The sequence below is a fragment of the Streptomyces murinus genome (assembly GCF_002154555.1).
Lineage (GTDB): Bacteria > Actinomycetota > Actinomycetes > Streptomycetales > Streptomycetaceae > Streptomyces > Streptomyces murinus.
The window spans coordinates 1-17,692 of record NZ_MUNF01000271.1; the positions used below are offsets into that span (position 1 = coordinate 1).

Genomic DNA, 17,692 nt, shown 5'->3' on the forward strand with positions numbered 1-17,692 from the left:
CGGCGGCACCGCCGTCGCGGTCGGCGACACCCTCACCGCGCCCCTGGCGAGCGGCACCTCGGCCACCTTCTACTCCAGCTCGACCGGCACCAGCGGCGTGAAGTGCGGCACCTCCCAGTTCACCGCCAAGGTCACCGCCAACCCGACCGCGCCGGGCACCGCCACCGAGTCCCTCACCGGGCAGACCTTCAGCGGCTGCACCAGCAATGTCACCGGTGTCCTCGGCGTCTCCGGCGTGACCATCGACAACCTGCCCTACACGGCGGCGGCCGCCTCCGCCGGCACCCTCACCGTCACGCCCCCGAGCGGCTCCGTCATCCAGTCCACGGTCAAGCTGAGCACCCTGCTGGGCAGCGTCACCTGCGTCTATCAGGGCCCGAGCCTGGCCGGGAAGACGGCCAACGCCGACAACAGCATCACCTTCACCAACCAGCAGTTCACCAAGACCTCCGGGTCCTCGCTCTGCTTCTCCACCGCGTACTTCAGTGCCAAGTACGCACCGGTGACCGACGGCGGGGCATCGGTCTACGTCAACTGACGTCTCCCGAGCGGTCGTTTCGGGCCGTCCTGAACGCAGCGCCCAGGCGGCGCCGACGCGGTGCACTCCGGCATCGCGGCGGCGCCGCCCTGCTGTGCGCGGTCCCGCCGGGAGAGCCGTACTGCCTTACAGCGCAAGGCAGTTGGTCTTTTTCGGCCCTCCGGTGAGACGCCGTTGAGGAGCCGGCCGTCCGCCTCGTATCGTGGCGATCATGGGGACTCCCGTTGTCATTCGGTGAGTTATCGTATGCAAGGGGTCAAAAACAAACCGCATGTCCCGTTCGTTCGTCTCGCGAGGAGGGGTCCCAGCATGGCGAGGCAGTTACGCGCCGAACAGACCCGGGCCACGATCATCACGGCCGCCGCCGATCTGTTCGACCAACACGGCTACGAGTCCACCAGTCTGAGCGACATCGTCGCACACGCGAAGGTCACCAAGGGCGCCCTCTACTTCCACTTCGCCGCCAAGGAGGATCTGGCGCACGCGATCCTGGAGCTGGAGAACCGCGCGGCCCGCCGTCTGGTGGCCGATCTCGACGGCCGCGGCTACTCCTCCCTGGAGGGCCTGATGCGCACCACCTTCGGGATCGCCCGGCTCGCCGTGGACGACCCGGTGCCGCGCGCCGGACTGCGCCTGGCCACCGCCGACGTCACCGTGCGGCCGCCGCTGCGCCACCCCTACACCGAATGGCTGGAGTTCGCCGCCCGCAAGTTCACCGGGGCCGTGCGCGAGGCCGATGTGCACGGCGACCTGGATGTCTCCGCCGCCGCCCACTCGCTCGTCTGCTTCTTCTTCGGCACCCGCGTCGCCGGCCGCTTCGAACCCGTGGGACGCCTGCCGCGCCGGGTCGCCGAGATGTGGCACCTGATGATCCGCGGCCTGGTCCCGGTGCACCGCCGCCCCCGCTACGTCACCCTCGCCACGCAGCTGGAGCGGGAGATCAGAACCGCCTGAGACGCGCGGTACGGTGACGGACATGCCCGAAACCCCGTTCGCATCCGTGATTGTCGGCAACGAACCCGGCTCGTTCCCGCACGGTGTGCTGGCCGAGCGGCACCCGGCGATCATCCGCCAGGTGCGGGACGCCTTCCCGTACGGCCCCGGGCAGCACCGGGCGCTGGACGAGCTGCTGAAGAGCTGCGCCGAGGGGACCGTGGCACCCCTGCCCGCCGACGCCCCGGACCGCGCGGCCTGGCACGCGTGGGGCCTGGCCGAGTACGCCGGGCAGTCCTGGTTCGATGTGCCGTGGCTGTGGTCCGAGAGCTACTTCTACCGCCGACTCCTCGAAGCCGTCGGCTACTTCACGCCCGGGCCCTGGCGGGGCATCGACCCCTTCCGGCCCGTCAAGCGCGCGGAACTGGACGCGCCGGAGACCGACCGGGAACTCGCCGCCCTCGACGGCCTGCGGGACCTTCCGGAGCCCGAGCGGGGCCGCGCCCTGCTGCACGGCTCGCTCTGGGGCAACCGCGCCGACCTGGGGTTCCGGCTGTCCGCCGAGGGTGCCGAGGCCCGGGAGCCGGCCCCCGCGCTCGTCGCCGACGACAGCGAGCGGCTGTGGTCGCTGCTGCCGCCCGGCGGCGGAGCCGACCTGGTCCTCGTCGCGGACAACGCCGGCCGTGAACTCGTCCCCGACCTGCTGCTGATCGCCCAGCTGCTCGCCGGGGGCCGGATCGCGCGGGCGGTGCTCCAGGTGAAGCCGTATCCGTACTACGTCTCGGACGCGATCATGGCCGATGTGCTCGACGGCCTGGAACGGCTGCGTACGGCGCCGGGCGCGGCCGGTGAGCTGGGACGGCTGCTCCGCTCCGCCATGGCCGACGGGCGGCTCACGGTCCGCGCCCACCCCTTCTTCTGCGCCCCGCTGCCGTACGAGCGGATGCCGCCGGACCTGCGTGCCGAGTTCGCCGCCGCCGGCCTCACCGTTTTCAAGGGCGACCTCAACTACCGGCGCCTGGTGGGGGATCGGCGTTGGCCGCCCACCACGTCCTTCGCCGCGGCGACCGCGTACTTCCCCGGTCCGGTGGCCGCGCTGCGCACCCTGAAGTCCGAGGTGATCACCGGGCTGACCGCCGCCACCGAGGCGCGGCTGGTGGCGGCGGAGGGGCAGCGCTGGCGCACGGACGGCACACATGCCCTGATCCAGGTCAACCGACCTGGACGGGAAGGGACTTGAGCCCGTTGATGAAGTTGGACACCAGTCGCTCGGCCGGGCCCGCGGGGCGCAGTCCGGGCAGGGCGCGCGCCACCTCCGCGTAGAGCAGCCGCAGTTGAAGCCGGGCGAAGTGGGCGCCCAGGCAGACATGCGGGCCGTCCCCGAAGGAGACATGCGGGTTGGGGGAGCGGGCGAGGTCCAGCCGGCCGGGGTCGGCGAAGGCCCGCTCGTCGCGGTTGGCGGAGGCGTGGAAGACCACGACCTTGTCGCCCGCCGGAATGCGCCGGCCCGCCAGCACGGTGTCCTGCGCGGCGGTGCGCCGGAAGGTCAGCACGGGCGGATGCCAGCGCAGCAACTCGTCGACAGCCGGGGCGAGTTCAACCTTGCCGGTGCGCAGCAGGTCGTACGACCGCGGGTGTTCGGCCAGGGCCAGCAGGCCGCCCGGGGCCGCGCTGCGCACGGTGTCGTTGCCCGCGACCGTGAGCAGGAAGAAGAACATCTCCAGCTCGGGCCCGGTGAGTTCGGGGTCGGTGGCGAGGGTCGTCATGATGTCGTCGGCGGGGTGCCGGCGCTTGTGCGCGGCCAGTTCGTGCGCGTAGCCGAACATGTCCCGCAGCATCGCCGGGGAGCGCGGGTTCAGCGGCCTGCCCGAGCCGTCGAGGACCCGGGGAGCGGCCTCGTCCGGGTCCTGGTAGCCGATCACCCGCCGCGTCCAGTGCAGCAGCAGCCGGCGGTCGCCGTCCGGGACGCCCAGCAGATCGGTGAGGTTGAGCAGGGCGTACTCGTCGGTGACGGCCGCCACCAGATCGACCGTGCCGTCCCCCCGCTCGGCCCGCTCCCGTGCCGTCGCGAGCAGGGTCCGCGCCCGCTCCCGGGCGAGAGCCGCGAACCGCTCGATCCGCCCCGGGGTGAACGCCCGGCTCACCAGCCGCCGCAACCTGCCGTGCTGCGGCGGATCCTGATTGAGCATCATGCGCCGCACGAACGGCAGGTCCTCCGGATCGGGGTCCCGGATCTGGGTCGCGCCGAGGTGCGAGGAGTACACCGCCGAGTCCTTCAGGACCCGGACGACATCCGCGTGCCGGGTCACCGCCCAGAAACCGGGACCCGCGGGCCAGCCCAGGACCTCGGGCTCCTCCTGCCAGGCCACCGGGTGCGCGTCGCGCAGGACGCGGTAGGCGTCGTACGGCACCCCGCAGGCGTACCGGCGCGGGTCGAAGACGTCCGGCACCGGACCGGTGGTTCCGGTGCTCACGCCCGGTCGCCCCCGTCCGCGCGCAGGAAGTCCTCCATCACCCGGATCAGCTCCAGCGGTGTCTCGTCCATCGCGTAGTGCCCGGCCCCGGGCAGCGCGACGAGATCGCCGTGCCGGTACCAGGACAGCCAGGTCCCCCGCATCAGGTCGGGCGACAGGGCCGGGTCCAGTTCGCCCGCCACGGCCAGCGCGGGCACCTCGCTGCCGGTCACCTCGGCGTGGAAGTCCTCGCCCGCCCATGAGTCCAGCCAGGCCCGGAACGCCTTCGCGTCGCTGCGCTGGAACGATGTCCACACCATCCGGTCCAGCCAGGCGGCCGGACGGCGGCCACCGGTGGTGAAGTCGATGATCGCGCGCCGGTTGCCCGCCTTGTGCGCCGCGTCCGTGAACAGCGCGCCCTGCTCGCCCGAGAGCGGCATCCCCGCGGCGGGCACCGGGGAGACCCCGACGATCCGGCGCAGCCGCTCGGGGGCGAGCGCGAGCAGCCGCTGGGCCACCGCGCCGCCCATGGAGTGCCCGATCACCGAGAACCTGGACCAGCCGAGCCGGTCGGCCAGCGCCACCAGGTCCACGGCCGCCTGAGCCGTCGTGTACGGCCCCGGCGCGTCCGCGGCCTCCCCGTAGCCGCGCAGATCCACCGGCACATAGGTGAAGGAGGTGCGGTCCAGGTCCGGGAGGACGGCCGCGTAGGCGGAGCGGTCGGCGAACCAGCCGTGTACGGCGAACACCCGGTGGGCGCCGTCGCCGTGCACCTCATGGGGCAGCACGAAGGAGTTCATGCGCCTACCGTGGACCGGGCACCCGAGCACGGCAAGGGCGCGGACGGGGCACACCTGGGGTCCGGTTCACGCGATGGTGTGATCATGTCCCGCGCGTGGGATGGGTGTTCGGAGCCCCGGGTAGGGCCCGGCCATGACGCAGCCGTTCGAACTCCCGCACTTCTACATGCCGTTTCCCGCGCGGCTCAATCCGCACCTCGACGAGGCCCGCGCCCATTCCACCGCGTGGGCGCGCGAGATGGGCATGCTGGAGGGCTCCGGGATCTGGGACCAGGCCGACCTGGACGCGCACGACTACGGGCTGCTGTGCGCCTACACCCATCCCGACTGCGACGGCGCCGCCCTCTCGCTGATCACCGACTGGTACGTGTGGGTGTTCTTCTTCGACGACCACTTCCTGGACATGTTCAAGCGGACCCAGGACCGCGCCGCCGGCAAGGCCCACCTCGACCGGCTCCCGCTGTTCATGCCCATCGATCCAGCGATCCCCGTGCCCGAGCCGGAGAACCCCGTCGAGGCGGGTTTGAAGGACCTGTGGGCGCGTACGGTGCCCGCGATGTCGGTGGACTGGCGCCGCCGCTTCTCGGTGGCCACCGAGCATCTGCTCAACGAGTCGATGTGGGAGCTGTCCAACATCAACGAGGGGCGGATCGCCAACCCCGTCGAGTACATCGAGATGCGCCGCAAGGTGGGCGGCGCGCCCTGGTCCGCCGGGCTCGTGGAGTACGCGACCGCCGAGGTGCCCGCCTCCGTCGCCGGGACCAGGCCGCTGCGGGTGCTCATGGAGACCTTCGCCGACGCCGTCCATCTGCGCAACGACCTGTTCTCCTACCAGCGCGAGGTCGAGGACGAGGGCGAGAACAGCAACGGCGTGCTCGTCCTGGAGACCTTCTTCGGCTGTACCACCCAGCAGGCCGCCGACACCGTCAACGACATCCTCACCTCACGCCTGCACCAGTTCGAGCACACCGCGCTCACCGAGGTGCCCGCGATCGCCCTGGAACACCGCCTCACCCCGGCCGAGACGGGCGCGATCGCCGCCTACGCCAAGGGACTCCAGGACTGGCAGAGCGGCGGCCACGAATGGCATCTGCGCTCCAGCCGCTATATGAACAAGGGCGCGCGAAACGACTCGCCCTGGATGCTGCCCAGCGGCCCCGGCACCTCCGCCGCCCGGATCGGCGCCCTGCTCGCCTCCGCCGCGCACGAGCGGCTGCGCGCCTACACGCATGTGCCCCACCAGAAGGTCGGCCCCTCGATCCTGCCCGAGTTCCACATGCCGTTCGCCCTGGAGCTCAGCCCCCACCTCGACTCCGCCCGCCGCAATCTGCGCGTCTGGTGCGACCAGGTGGGCATCCTCCAGGAGGGCGTCTGGGACGAGGACAAGCTGCGCGCCTACGATCTCGCCCTGTGCTCCGCCGGCATCGACCCCGACGCCACCCCCGAGGCCCTCGACCTCAGCGCCGCGTGGCTCGCCTTCGGCACATACGGCGACGACTACTACCCCCTGGTCTACGGCCACCGCAGGGACTTGGCCGCCGCCCGTCTGACCACCGCCCGCCTGTCGGCCTGCATGCCCGTCGACGGCGAGCCCCCGCTGGTGCCCGGCAACGCCATGGAACGCTCCCTGATCGACCTGTGGGCCCGCACCACCGCCGCGATGAGTACCGGGCAGCGGCGCACCCTCAAGGCCGCCGTGGACACCATGACCGAGAGCTGGGTGTGGGAGCTGTCCAACCAGCTCCAGAACCGCATTCCCGACCCGGTCGACTACCTGGAGATGCGCCGCGCCACCTTCGGCTCCGACCTCACCCTGAGCCTGTGCCGGATGGGCCGGGGCCCAGCGATCCCGCCGGAGGTCTACCGCAGCGGCCCGGTGCGTTCCCTGGAGAACGCCGCCATCGACTACGCCTGTCTGCTCAACGACATCTTCTCGTACCAGAAGGAGATCGAGTACGAGGGCGAGATCCACAACGCCGTCCTGGTCGTGCAGAACTTCTTCGGCGTCGACTACCCGACCGCGCTCGGCGTCGTCCACGACCTGACCACCCAGCGCATGCGGCAGTTCGAACATGTGGTCGCCCATGAACTGCCGGTGCTGTACGAGGACTTCGGGCTGTCCCCGCAGGCCCGGGCGGCGGTGGACGGCTACGTCGACGACCTGCGGAACTGGCTCGCGGGAATCCTCAACTGGCACCGCAGCGTGGACCGTTACAAGGACGCCTGGCTGTCACGGCGCGCCCATGGCTTCCTGCCCGACCGCCCGCCCGTGCGACCGCTGCTCACTCCGGGCTGATCGGCCGTTTCGGAATCTACTCGTACGGAGTAGGGCATTCAGGGAACTTTGGCGGACTCTTCGCGGTCTTCACAGTCAAGGGGAACGACACCACGCGAGAACACGGGGGGTGTTCGAGCTTGACCGAGATCATCGAGAAGGCCGTCGAGAGGATCACCGGCGCCACTGGGGAGAAGAAGCGGGCGCCGGGCGAACTGCGGCCGTATGTCGCGCCGTTGACCGTGCCGCCGGTGCTGCGGCCGACCTCGGCCGACGTCCGGCAGGAGACCGAGATCGCCCTGCGCCCGACCTGGGTGCGGCTGCACCCGCAGCTGCCGCCCACCCTGATGTGGGGCTACGACGGCCATGTCCCCGGCCCGACCATCGAGGTGCGGCGCGGCCGCCGTATCCGCATCGCCTGGACCAACCGCGTCCCCAAGGGCGCCGAGTACCCGGTGACCTCGGTGGCGGTGCCGGTCCGCGCGCCCGGCACCGCGCCCGCCATCACCGAGCCCGGCCGCGGCGGCGCCGAACCCGACAAGGACGTCGCCGCGCTGCCCGCCTGGACGGTGACCCATCTGCACGGCGCCCAGACCGGCGGCGGCAATGACGGCTGGGCGGACAACGCGGTCGGCTCCGGCGACGCCCAGCTGTCCGAATACCCGAACGACCACCAGGCGACCCAGTGGTGGTACCACGACCACGCCATGAACATCACCCGCTTCAACGTGATGTCCGGGCTCTACGGCACCTACCTCGTCCGCGACGACGAGGAGGACGCCCTCCATCTGCCGTCCGGGGAGCGGGAGATCCCGCTGCTGCTCGCCGACCGCAATCTCGACACCGACGAGGACGGGCGGCTCAACGGGCGGCTGCTGCACAAGACGGTCGTCGTACAGCAGAGCGACCCGGAGACCGGCAAGCCGGTGACCATCCCGTTCACCGGGCCCTACACCACGGTCAACGGCCGCATCTGGCCGTACGCCGAGGTGGACTCGGCCTGGTACCGCTTCCGCCTGGTCAACGCCTCGAACGCGCGCATCTTCGACCTGGTCCTGATCGACGAGGACGGCGACCCGGTGCCCGGCATCGTGCACCAGATCGGCAGCGACGGAGGGCTGCTGCCGCGGCCCGTGCCGGTGGACTTCGGCGCGGAACTGCCCACCCTGACCGCGGCGCCCGCCGAGCGCTTCGACCTGCTGGTGGACTTCCGGCGGCTGGCCGGCCGTACCCTGCGGCTGGTCAACAAGGGCCCGGGCCGGCCGGCGGGCGTGCCCGACCCGGCCGGTGACGTGCGCTATCCGGCCGTCATGGAGTTCCGGGTCCGTAAGGCCGCCGAGCGCGACACCTTCGAGCTGCCCGAGGTCCTGTCCGGCTCCTTCCGCCGGCTCACCCACGACCTGCCGCACGGCCACCGGCTGGTCGTGCTCACCCCGCCCGCCACCAAGGGCGCGGGCGGGCACCCGGAGATCTGGGAGATGACCGAGGTCACCGACACCGACGGACCGGTGCTCCCGGCCGACGGCGTCATCCGGCTCACGGGCCCCGACGGCGCCACCAAGACGTACCGGCGCATCGCGCGGACCTTCAACGACGGGCTCGGATTCACCATCGGCGAGGGCAGCTACGAGCAGTGGAGCTTCCTCAACCTCGCGCCCATCGTGCACCCCATGCACATCCACCTGGCCGACTTCCAGCTGCTGGGCCGGGACGCCTACGACGTCTCCGGCTTCGACCCGGCGGTCGGCGGCACCCGCACCCCGATCCGCCACGACGCGGGCACCGCGATCCCGCTCGCCCCCAACGAGCAGGGCCACAAGGACGTCTTCCGGGTGCCCGGCGGCCAGTTGCTGCGGGTCATGGGCCGCTTCGACGGGGCGTACGGCAGGTTCATGTACCACTGCCATCTGCTGGAGCACGAGGACATGGGCATGATGCGCCCGTTCGTCGTGATGCCGGCCGAGGCGATGAAGTTCGACCACGGCGCGATGCACGACGGCGGCCACGGAGGGCACATGGGCTGAGCCGACCCTGAGCGACCCAGAGCCGGGGCTGGGGGCCGGTGCGCGGGGCGTCCGTAGTGACTACCCGCCGCCGGCCTCCGGCCAGTCTCACTCGTTCGTGTCTCGTCAGGGGCCGGTGCGCCGGGTAGATGACCGTCCGGAGGCGAACGAACCATGGAACACACTGCGTTGCGGCCCAGGCCGCTGCCGGGCCGGGGTCCCCGGGCGGGCGGCGGCCCGCGCACGGGCGGCGGCCCCGCCCACCATCCGCACGCCGCGACCCGGCGCCGCCGGCGGCTGCGGACTCTGCTGCTCGGCGCCTGCGCGGGCACCCTGCTGGTGCTGTCCGGCGTGGGCATCGGCGCGGTCGGCGCCACCGTGCTCGGCGGGGCAGGAGAGACCGCGGCGCAGCCCCGGGCCGCGGCGGCGGCCGTGCGGGACAGCGGCGCCCGGGCCACCCTGGGCGTGGAGGCCGTCGACTACGGCAGCCCCGGCGCGCTGGTGGTGGGCGTGCACACGCCCGGCCCCGGCTACCGGGCGGGCCTGGCCCGCGGGGACGTCCTGCTCCAGTTCGGCGGCGCCCGTGTCGACACCGCAGCCGACCTGGCACGGGCCGTCGCCCGCGCCCGCCCCGGCAGCGAGGTCCTGCTGACCGTGCGGCACAGCGGCGGCGGCTTCCAGCAGTTGACGGTGGTGCCGGGCGTGGTGACCTGAGCGACGCGGAAACCGGGGGCCGGTGGGCCATGATGGCGGGGGGCCGGACGTCCTGCCGACCCCCGTGGCCCGCCCCGCGCGGATCTTTGCCGTGCCCGGCGGACGCGGGATCCGCCGATCGGTCGCGTGGCCCGGTGGACGTGGGATCGTCCGATCGGGTCGCGTGGCCCGGTGCGGGCGGGCAGGATGCTGCCCGGGGCGCCTTCCGCGCGCCCTGCCACCCGCCCGACCAGCCAGAACCACCCGGAGGCCCGGATGACCGGTACGACGACCACGCCCTTCAGCGCAGCCGACCACAAGGCCCGCATGGAGCGTGCCGCGCGCGCCGCGGCCGACGCCGGTCTCGCCGGGCTGCTCGTGGCGCCGGGACCGGACATGGTGTGGCTGACCGGCTACACCCCCACCGCCGTCACCGAGCGGCTCACCCTGCTGGTCCTCGCCCCCGGCCAGGACCCCGTCCTCGTCGTCCCCACCTTGGAGGCCCCGGACGCCGAGCACTCCGTGGCGGGCGAGGCGCTCACCCTGCGCGACTGGACCGACGGCAAGGACCCCTACGCCGTCACCGCCGAGCTGCTCGACGGCCGCGGCCGCTACGGCATCAGCGACAACACCTGGGGCATGCACGTCCTCGGCCTCCAGCGCACCCTGCCCGACAGCTCGTACGCCGCCCTCACCGACGCCCTGCCCATGCTGCGCGCGGTCAAGGACGCCGCCGAGGTGGAGCTGCTGGCGGCCGCCGGAGCCGCGGCCGACGCCGCGTTCGAGGAGATCCGCAAGGTGACCTTCGCCGGGCGCCGCGAGTCCGACCTCGGCCGGGACCTCGCCGCGCTGCTGCGCCGCTTCGGCCACTCCCAGGTCGACTTCACCATCGTCGGCTCCGGCCCCAACGGCGCCAACCCGCACCACGAGGTCGGCGACCGCGTCATCCAGCGCGGCGACATGGTCGTCCTCGACTTCGGCGGTCTGAAGGACGGTTACGGCTCCGACACCACGCGCACCGTGCACGTCGGCGAGCCCACCGAGGAGGAGCGCCGGGTCCATGACATCGTGCGCGAGGCCCAGGAGGCCGGCTACCAGGCGGTGCGGCCGGGCGTCGCCTGCCAGGAGGTCGACCGGGCGGCCCGCAAGGTGATCACCGACGCCGGGTACGGCGAGTACTTCATCCACCGCACCGGGCACGGCATCGGCGTCACCACGCACGAGCCGCCGTACATGATCGAGGGCGAGGAGCTGCCGCTGGTGCCCGGGATGTGCTTCTCGGTGGAGCCCGGCATCTATCTGCCCGGCCGGTTCGGGGTGCGCATCGAGGACATCGTGACGGTGACCGAGGACGGCGGCCGCCGCCTCAACAACACCGGACGCGAGATGGTGACAGTGGACTGACGGCACGGACCCGGGCCCGGCGCGGGCCCGGGGCGACCACCCCCGACGACACCCGGAACGGCAACGCGCGATCCATGACCCAGGCACCGACCCCCACCGCGGACACCGTCCGCCAGCTGGTCCGTTCGCTGCTCAAGGAAGGCCCCGAGGGCGACGGACCCGACGTCCGGCCCGTACGGGAGGGGCATGCGTACACCTGGTGGGTCGGCACCCGCCAGGTGCTGCGCCTCGCCCCCGACCGGGCGGCGTCCACCCGCCGCCGCCGGGAACTGCGGCTGCGCGCCCTGGTCCGCCCGCACGTCCCGGTCGCGGTGCCGGTCAGCGTCGCGCACGCCGACTGGGCGCCCGGCCTCGCCTGCACCCTGGACACCGTGGTGCCCGGCGGCACCGCCGAGGAGCACGAGGTCTCGGCGGCCGGCGAGGCCGATCTCGCCGGGCTGCTCACCGGGTTGCGCGCGGTGCCGGTACGGCAGGCCGAGTCCCTCGGTGTGCCGCGCGCCGCCCCGCGCTCCCTGGAGGCGCTGCGCCGGATGGCGGTGCACGCGGCCGAACTGCTCGCCGCCGCCGACGAGTTCGACGCCGCGCCGATGTACCAGCTCACCCCGGCCGGGGCCGCCCAGCTCGCCGCGCAGCCCGGTGTCGCCGTGCTCACCCACCACGGGCTCACCGGCGAACACGTGGTGGTCAGCGCCGACGGGCGGGTGCGCGGCATCCTCGACTGGACCGAGGCGGCGCTCGGCGATCCCGCCGAGGACATCGCGGGGCTCGCCGTCGCCGTCGGCTCCCCGGCCGCCGTCCGCGCCGCCACCCTCGCCGGGTACGGCGCCCGCCCCTGCCTGCGCGGCCTGTGGCTGGCCCGCTGCGACACGGTGCTGCGCCTCGCGGACCGCCTCGACGGCCGTACCTGTGGCGACCCGACCCTGCTGCGCACCCAGCTGCGCCGGGCGTGGGAGCCGATCCTGCTGGAGCGGGTGACGGACTTCAAGACGGCGGGGGAGGAGCCGTAACGGGCCTCAGGGCGGCCTCCCCCAGCCGCTTCTCCCGTCTCAGGGCTGGCTGAGCACCACGCACGACTCCCCGGGCAGCTGGAGCATGCCGTCCCCGCCCGGGGGCTCGACCGGCTCCCACGCGGCGAGGACCAGGGCCGGGCGGGAGCCCAGCGGGATGGCGGCCACCTCCTTGCCCAGGTTCACCGCGACCCGTACGTCGCCCCGCCGGAAGGCCAGCCAGCGGGCCCGCCCGTCGTAGGCCACCTTCGTGTCGGCGAGATCCGGGTCGGTGAGGTCCGGCTGGTCGCGGCGCAGCGCGATCAGCCGCCGGTACCAGTCCAGCACCCGTGCGTGCGCGACGCGTTCGGGCTCCGACCAGTCCAGGCAGGAGCGCTCCCGGGTCGCCGGGTCCCCCGGGTCAGGCACGTCCTCCTCGGCCCAGCCGTGCGCCGCGAACTCCCGGCGCCGCCCGCGCCGTACCGCCTCCGCGAGGCCCGGGTCCGTGTGGTCGGCGAAGTACTGCCAGGGCGTGCCGGCCGCCCACTCCTCGCCCATGAACAGCATCGGGGTGAACGGCGCGGTCAGCACCAGCGTCGCCGCGCACGCCAGCAGACCGGGCGAGAGGTGCGCCGAGAGCCGGTCGCCCTGGGCGCGGTTGCCGATCTGGTCATGGGTCTGGGAGTAGCCGAGCAGCCGGTGCCCGGCGACCCGCGCGCGGTCCAGCGGCCGCCCGTGGTGCCGCTCCCGGAAACCGGAGTACGTCCCGTCGTGGAAGTAGCCCCCGGTCAGCGTCTTGGCCAGCGCGGCGAAGGGATCGCGCGCGAAGTCCGCGTAGTAGCCCTGGGACTCGCCGGTCAGCGCGGTGTGCAGGGCGTGGTGGAAGTCGTCGTTCCACTGCGCGTGCAGCCCGAGCCCGTTCTCCGTGCGCGGGGTGATGAAGCGCGGGTTGTTGAGGTCGGTCTCGGCGATCAGGAACAGCGGCCGGCCCACCTCCGCCGCGAGCCGGTCGACGGCCGCCGACAGCTCCTCCAGGAAATGGGTGGCCCGGGTGTCGTACAGCGCGTGCACCGCGTCCAGGCGCAGCCCGTCCAGCCGGAAGTCCCGCAGCCAGGCGAGCGCGCTGCCGACGAGAAAGGCGCGCACCTCGTCCGAACCGGGCGCGTCCAGGTTCACCGCCGCGCCCCACGGAGTGGTGTGCGTGTCGGTGAAGTACGGCCCGAAGAACGGGAGATGATTGCCGGAGGGCCCCAAGTGGTTGTGCACGACGTCCAGTACGACACCGAGCCCCAGCTCGTGCGCCCGGTCCACGAACCGCTTCAGCGCCTCGGGGCCGCCGTACGGCTCGTGCACCGCCCACAGCGACACCCCGTCGTACCCCCAGCCGTGCCGCCCGGGGAACGGGCAGACCGGCATCAACTCCACGTGGGTGATGCCCAGTTCCACCAGATGACCGAGCCGGGCCGCCGCCGCGTCCAGGGTGCCCTCGGGGGTGAACGTGCCCACATGCAGCTCGTAGAGCACCGCGCCCGGCAACTCCCGCCCCGGCCACGGCACCCGCCACCGGTACCGCTCCTGGTCCACGACCGCGCTGAGCCCGTCGGGACCGTCCGGCTGCCGGCGCGAGCGCGGATCGGGCAGCACCGGACCGTCGTCCAGCGCGAACCCGTACCGGGCGCCGTCACCCGCCGTCGCCTCCCCCTTCCACCAGCCAGCGCGCTCCGGATCGCGCGCCAACGCCCGTGCGGCGCCCTCGCACTGGAGCGTCACCCGGTCTGCCTGCGGTGCCCACACCTCGAACTGCACGGACGGTTCCCCTTCGTCTGTTCACCGTGATGTCCCGCGCTCCCATCGTGCCCGCCCCCGCCCTCGATCTCCCCTTCGATCGGGCCCTTTCCCTCCAGGTGTCGTGCGATGTTTCCTGGCGGGCCGCGCGGAAGTACCGGCGGGCGGGCGCGGATCACCCGCTTTCTGGACACCCGCCGCCCACTGACCGACAATCACAGGCGTGACGTCGTCCTTCGAGTTCCCCACCGCCCCGGCCCCGGCGTCCGCGCGGCTGTCCGACACGGAGCGGGAGGCGGCGCTGGAGGTGCTGCGGGACGGCGCGGCCAAGGGCCGGCTGTCGCACGAGACGTTCGTGCGCCGCATGGAACTGGCGCTCGCCGCGCGGCACGCCGACGAACTCGCCGTCCTCGTCGCCGACCTGCCCCGCGACAACCGCTTCTCCCGCGCGATCTTCGGCACCGTCGAGGCCGTCTCCGGTTTCACGGTACGACTGCGCCGCGCCTGGCAGGCCGAGCGGCTGCCCAAGCTGCTGCTGCCGGGACCGGCCCACACCCGGCTGCGGATAGGCCGCGACCCGGGCAACGGGCTGCGGCTGACGCACGAGACGGTCTCCCGGGTGCACGCCGAACTCAGCCGGCAGGGCGGGCTGTGGATCCTGCGGGATCTCGGCTCCACCAACGGGACCACCGTCAACGGCCGCCGGGTGGTCGGCGCGGTCGCGGTCCGCGAGGGCGATCAGGTGGCGTTCGGGCGGGTGGCGTACCGGCTGTCGCTGGGCTGAACGCGTCGCCACGGCGCCCCGGTCGTTCGAACGGGTGACCCGCACTGCGGAACGCCGGACGTCCTGCCGATGCAACGGGCATGACGTACTTCACCAGAGCGACAGCGGCCGCCGGCGTGCTCCTGGCCGCCGCCGGTCTCCTCGCCGCGGGCCCCGCCCAGGCGGCACCCCATGCGCACGGCAACCGGCTGCACCTCGCGATCACCCGCTCGGGCACCCGGGCCGACAGCGGTCGCAGCGCCCTGCTGCGCTGTCTGCCGCCCCATGGCCATCCGTACGCGGCCGAGGCCTGCGCCGAACTGACCGCGGCCCGCGGCGACATCGACCGCATCCCGGCCCGCAAGGTGTTCTGCCCGCGGATCTACTCCCCGGTCACCGCCACCGCGCGCGGCCGCTGGAACGGCCGGACGGTCGACTTCCGGCGGACGTACACCAATTCCTGCGAACTGCGGGCGCGCACGGGCTCGGTCTTCGACCTCGGCGACTGACCGGCGGCGCCAGGCTCCGCCGCTTCGGCCGGTGGCGCGAGGTCACGCCGCATCGGCCGACGGCCCTATGGATACGCCTGCTCCCGGGCCTGCTGGGCCGCCAGCAGCACCGTGCGCGACTGGTGCTCCACCTGGTGGTCCAGGGGCACCCAGCGGGCCCGGAAGCGCCGGGCGAAGGCGTCGGACCAGGTGGCCACGAGCCGTTCGAGGTCCGGCGCCGCCCGGTCGCCGCTCTCCCGCAGCACCCGCAGCAGCATCGCGGCCGCCCGCAGCGGCAGCCGCCGCCCGAACGCGTCCACGCTGCCGACGTACGCCATCGTGGAGGCGGCCGGCGCGGTGTGGGTCCAGTCCTCGGCCAGGCCCGGGATCAGCTCCAGCGCCCAGCGCGCGGCCCGCAGCAGCGGCCCGTCGGCGCCGTCGAGCCGGGGCAGCGCCTCCGCCAGCACCCGCTCCACCTCCAGCGAGTCCCGCAGCAGCCGCCCGGCCAGCCGCCGCATCGCCGCTGCCGGTGCCGGGTGCGGCGCCGGGTCGTCCACCAGGTCACTGGCCCACATCGGCACCTCCACCACGGCGGTCAGACCCCCGTAGCGGTGTGCGTGGTACCAGGTGCTGTGCCGGGCGTCGTCCGGCATGCTCGGGTAGGCCGCGTCCGTCCCGGGCCCCGGCATCACATGCACCCCGGGCCCGGAGGCCGGCCAGCCCGCGGCGTCCGAGGCGCCCGTCTCCACCGGGATGTGCAGCTGCGCCGCCGACTTGGCGAACGGCTCCGCGAGACCCGGCACGTCCCGGGTCAACTGCACCCAGCTGCCGCCCAGATCGGTGCCGTGCAGGGTCACCTGGAGGTAGGGGCGCAGCTCGTCGATCACCCCGGTCAGGGTCCGGGTCTCGGGCGGCAGCCGGTCCGGGGGCAGCACGGAGGGCGACCACTCCGGCTGCTCGGCGCCGGTGGGCCGGTAGAAGCCGAGGTGGTAGTCGAGCAGGCTGCGCGGGGCCGGGGTGACATGGAGGGCGGCGCCGTCCGGGTCCGCGCACAGCAGGAAGTGCCAGGAGGTGCCGGTGCGCAACTCGCGCTCGGCCAGGACGCGTTGTGCCAGCACCCGCAAAGTGGAGCCGCCGGTCGGTTCGTTGGCGTGGGCGCCCGCCACCACCAGCACCGACCGCTGTGCGTGCCCCACCGACAGCAGATGCAGGGGTCGTCCCGCGCGCGAGCGGCCCACCTGCCGCAGCGCACACAGCCCGGGCTCCGAAGCGGCCAACGCCCGTGCGCAGGCCACCAGTTCGGGAACGCTGGGATAGCGCAGCTCCGGCAGGAGACTCACCCCCGATTCGTCCGCCCTGCTTCGCCCTCCCAGTCCCGCACGGTGCGCGGTGGCTGTCAAGCGTCCGGCCGGATGCCCCCTCGGCATGTGCCAACCGGAGCCGGTGCCACCGCATTCGCGGTGCTCACCGCTGGTGCAGCCCCCGTCCCGCGAGCGTCAGGAACACCTCGCCCATCGCCTCCGAGAGCGTGGGATGCGGGTGCACATGCCGGGCCACGTCAGCCGGTTCGGCGTCCCAGCCGACGATCAGCTGGGCCTCGGCGATCAGCTCCGAGACCTGCGGGCCGACCAGATGCACCCCGAGCACCCGCCCGCCACCGGCCTCGGCGACCACCTTCACCATGCCGCCCCGGCCGTGCACCATTCCCTTCGCCAGCGCGGTGAGCGGCATGGCGCGCACGGCCACCTCGTGTCCCCCGGCCCGTGCCTCCGCCTCCGTGAGCCCGACGGCGGCGGTCTGCGGGGAGGAGTACGTCACCCGGGGTACGGCCGTGTAGTCGACCGGGGTGGGCCGCAGCCCCGCGAGCGTCTCGGCGACGACCAGCCCTTCGGCGAAGGAGGCGTGCGCGAGGCCGAGAGACGGCGGCGGCAGCAGATCGCCGACGACATGGATCCCCTCCGCGGCCGTCTCCAGCCGGCCCCGGTCGGCCGGTACGACGAAGCCGCGGGCGTCCGTCGCGAGGCCGGCCGCGGCCAGGTCCAGGCCCTCGGTGACCGGGACCCGGCCGACCGCCACCAGGAGCCGCCGCGCCGTCAGCGTCCGGGTCTCGCCGCGCGCGGTGCGCACCCGGGCCCGTACCCCGTCGTCCAGCACCTCCGCGTCCAGCAGCCGCGCGCCCACCTGGACATCGATGCCGCGCCCCCGCAGCCCCCGGGTGAGGTGCCGGCTCACATCGGCGTCCTCCAGGGGCACCAGCCGCTCCGCCGCCTCCACCAGGGTGACCTCCGCGCCCAGGGAGCGGTGCAGGGAGGCGTACTCCACGCCGATCGCGCCCCCGCCGAGGACCAGGACCGAGTCCGGCAGCCCGGGTGCGAACAGCGCGTCGTCGCTCGTCACCACGCGCCGCCCGTCCGGCACGAGCCCGGGGAGCATGCGGGGGCGTGAACCGGTGGCGAGGACGATGCCACGGCGCGCGGTGAGACGGCGCACGCCGGGCGCGTCCTGTACGCCCTCCACCCGTACCGTCCGCGCGCCCGTGAGCCGCGCGCTGCCCCGCACCACCCGCACCCC

General features: G+C 73.5%; 15 protein-coding genes. 10 read left to right on the top strand and 5 right to left on the bottom strand.

The window, feature by feature from the left end:
* The 3 genes from CCN72_RS17710 to CCN72_RS17720 form a co-directional block, all read left to right on the top strand.
* The coding region (locus CCN72_RS17710) for a Tat pathway signal sequence domain protein (RefSeq protein WP_086808357.1) at window positions 1-538 on the top strand (538 nt) is incomplete at its 5' end.
* A 309-nt stretch (window positions 539-847) separates the two neighbouring features.
* Entirely contained in the window at window positions 848-1,492 is a 645-nt protein-coding gene (locus tag CCN72_RS17715; RefSeq protein WP_037655450.1) for a ScbR family autoregulator-binding transcription factor, read from the top strand.
* A gap of 22 nt (window positions 1,493-1,514) precedes the next feature.
* Complete coding sequence (locus CCN72_RS17720; protein ID WP_086808358.1) at window positions 1,515-2,711, top strand: damage-control phosphatase ARMT1 family protein; 1,197 nt, start codon at window positions 1,515-1,517, stop codon at window positions 2,709-2,711.
* Here the strand turns inward: CCN72_RS17720 and CCN72_RS17725 are convergent.
* Window positions 2,683-3,945 (bottom strand): cytochrome P450, encoded by a 1,263-nt coding sequence (locus CCN72_RS17725; protein ID WP_086808359.1) that lies wholly within the window; start codon window positions 3,943-3,945, stop codon window positions 2,683-2,685. The genes CCN72_RS17720 and CCN72_RS17725 overlap by 29 nt on opposite strands.
* Window positions 3,942-4,724 carry an alpha/beta fold hydrolase gene (locus tag CCN72_RS17730; RefSeq protein ID WP_086808360.1) on the bottom strand — a complete coding sequence of 261 codons (783 nt, stop codon included), beginning with the start codon at window positions 4,722-4,724 and terminating at the stop codon, window positions 3,942-3,944. Before CCN72_RS17730 ends, CCN72_RS17725 begins: the two co-directional genes overlap by 4 nt.
* A 133-nt stretch (window positions 4,725-4,857) precedes the next feature.
* On the opposite strand from CCN72_RS17730, the gene cyc2 reads away from it, so the two are divergent.
* From cyc2 to CCN72_RS17755, 5 genes are all read left to right on the top strand, one after another.
* Window positions 4,858-7,020: a germacradienol/geosmin synthase Cyc2 gene (cyc2, locus tag CCN72_RS17735; RefSeq protein WP_086808361.1), complete on the top strand. Its 2,163-nt coding sequence runs from the start codon at window positions 4,858-4,860 to the stop codon at window positions 7,018-7,020.
* 119 nt (window positions 7,021-7,139) lie between these two features.
* On the top strand, window positions 7,140-9,023 hold the full coding sequence (gene phsA, locus CCN72_RS17740; protein ID WP_208638033.1) for an O-aminophenol oxidase PhsA: 1,884 nt from the start codon (window positions 7,140-7,142) through the stop codon (window positions 9,021-9,023).
* A 153-nt stretch (window positions 9,024-9,176) separates the two neighbouring features.
* The gene (locus CCN72_RS17745; protein ID WP_086808362.1) at window positions 9,177-9,716 is read left to right on the top strand and encodes a PDZ domain-containing protein; all 540 of its coding nucleotides are present in this window, start codon (window positions 9,177-9,179) and stop codon (window positions 9,714-9,716) included.
* Window positions 9,717-9,971: 255 nt separating this feature from the next.
* The gene (locus tag CCN72_RS17750) at window positions 9,972-11,099 is read left to right on the top strand and encodes an aminopeptidase P family protein (RefSeq protein ID WP_086808363.1); all 1,128 of its coding nucleotides are present in this window, start codon (window positions 9,972-9,974) and stop codon (window positions 11,097-11,099) included.
* 74 nt (window positions 11,100-11,173) lie between these two features.
* Window positions 11,174-12,106, top strand: coding sequence for an aminoglycoside phosphotransferase family protein (locus CCN72_RS17755; RefSeq protein ID WP_086808364.1), 933 nt, complete (start codon window positions 11,174-11,176; stop codon window positions 12,104-12,106).
* A 39-nt stretch (window positions 12,107-12,145) separates the two neighbouring features.
* Here the strand turns inward: CCN72_RS17755 and treZ are convergent, their stop codons facing one another.
* Window positions 12,146-13,891, bottom strand: coding sequence for a malto-oligosyltrehalose trehalohydrolase (gene treZ / locus CCN72_RS17760; protein WP_086808365.1), 1,746 nt, complete (start codon window positions 13,889-13,891; stop codon window positions 12,146-12,148).
* Between the two features lie 202 nt (window positions 13,892-14,093).
* On the opposite strand from treZ, the gene CCN72_RS17765 reads away from it, so the two are divergent.
* Complete coding sequence (locus CCN72_RS17765; protein WP_086808366.1) at window positions 14,094-14,654, top strand: DUF1707 and FHA domain-containing protein; 561 nt, start codon at window positions 14,094-14,096, stop codon at window positions 14,652-14,654.
* A gap of 80 nt (window positions 14,655-14,734) precedes the next feature.
* Entirely contained in the window at window positions 14,735-15,142 is a 408-nt protein-coding gene (locus tag CCN72_RS17770) for an SSI family serine proteinase inhibitor (protein ID WP_086808367.1), read from the top strand.
* Between the two features lie 65 nt (window positions 15,143-15,207).
* Here CCN72_RS17770 and CCN72_RS17775 read toward each other — a convergent pair whose 3' ends face one another.
* Window positions 15,208-16,461 carry a M14 family zinc carboxypeptidase gene (locus CCN72_RS17775; protein WP_086808368.1) on the bottom strand — a complete coding sequence of 418 codons (1,254 nt, stop codon included), beginning with the start codon at window positions 16,459-16,461 and terminating at the stop codon, window positions 15,208-15,210.
* Window positions 16,462-16,585: 124 nt separating this feature from the next.
* Window positions 16,586-17,692, bottom strand: a 1,107-nt coding sequence (locus CCN72_RS17780) for an FAD-dependent oxidoreductase (RefSeq protein ID WP_086808370.1), incomplete at its 5' end; no start/stop codon positions are given.

What these genes read in the sequence shown, in the direction of transcription:
- CCN72_RS17720 (WP_086808358.1), top strand. Translation starts at nt 1,515, where the DNA reads ATGCCCGAAACCCCGTTCGCATCCGTGATTGTCGGCAACGAACCCGGC.
- CCN72_RS17770 (WP_086808367.1), top strand. Translation starts at nt 14,735, where the DNA reads ATGACGTACTTCACCAGAGCGACAGCGGCCGCCGGCGTGCTCCTGGCC.
- CCN72_RS17730 (WP_086808360.1), bottom strand. Translation starts at nt 4,724, where the DNA reads ATGAACTCCTTCGTGCTGCCCCATGAGGTGCACGGCGACGGCGCCCAC.
- CCN72_RS17715 (WP_037655450.1), top strand. Translation starts at nt 848, where the DNA reads ATGGCGAGGCAGTTACGCGCCGAACAGACCCGGGCCACGATCATCACG.
- cyc2 (WP_086808361.1), top strand. Translation starts at nt 4,858, where the DNA reads ATGACGCAGCCGTTCGAACTCCCGCACTTCTACATGCCGTTTCCCGCG.
- CCN72_RS17745 (WP_086808362.1), top strand. Translation starts at nt 9,177, where the DNA reads ATGGAACACACTGCGTTGCGGCCCAGGCCGCTGCCGGGCCGGGGTCCC.
- CCN72_RS17755 (WP_086808364.1), top strand. Translation starts at nt 11,174, where the DNA reads ATGACCCAGGCACCGACCCCCACCGCGGACACCGTCCGCCAGCTGGTC.
- CCN72_RS17750 (WP_086808363.1), top strand. Translation starts at nt 9,972, where the DNA reads ATGACCGGTACGACGACCACGCCCTTCAGCGCAGCCGACCACAAGGCC.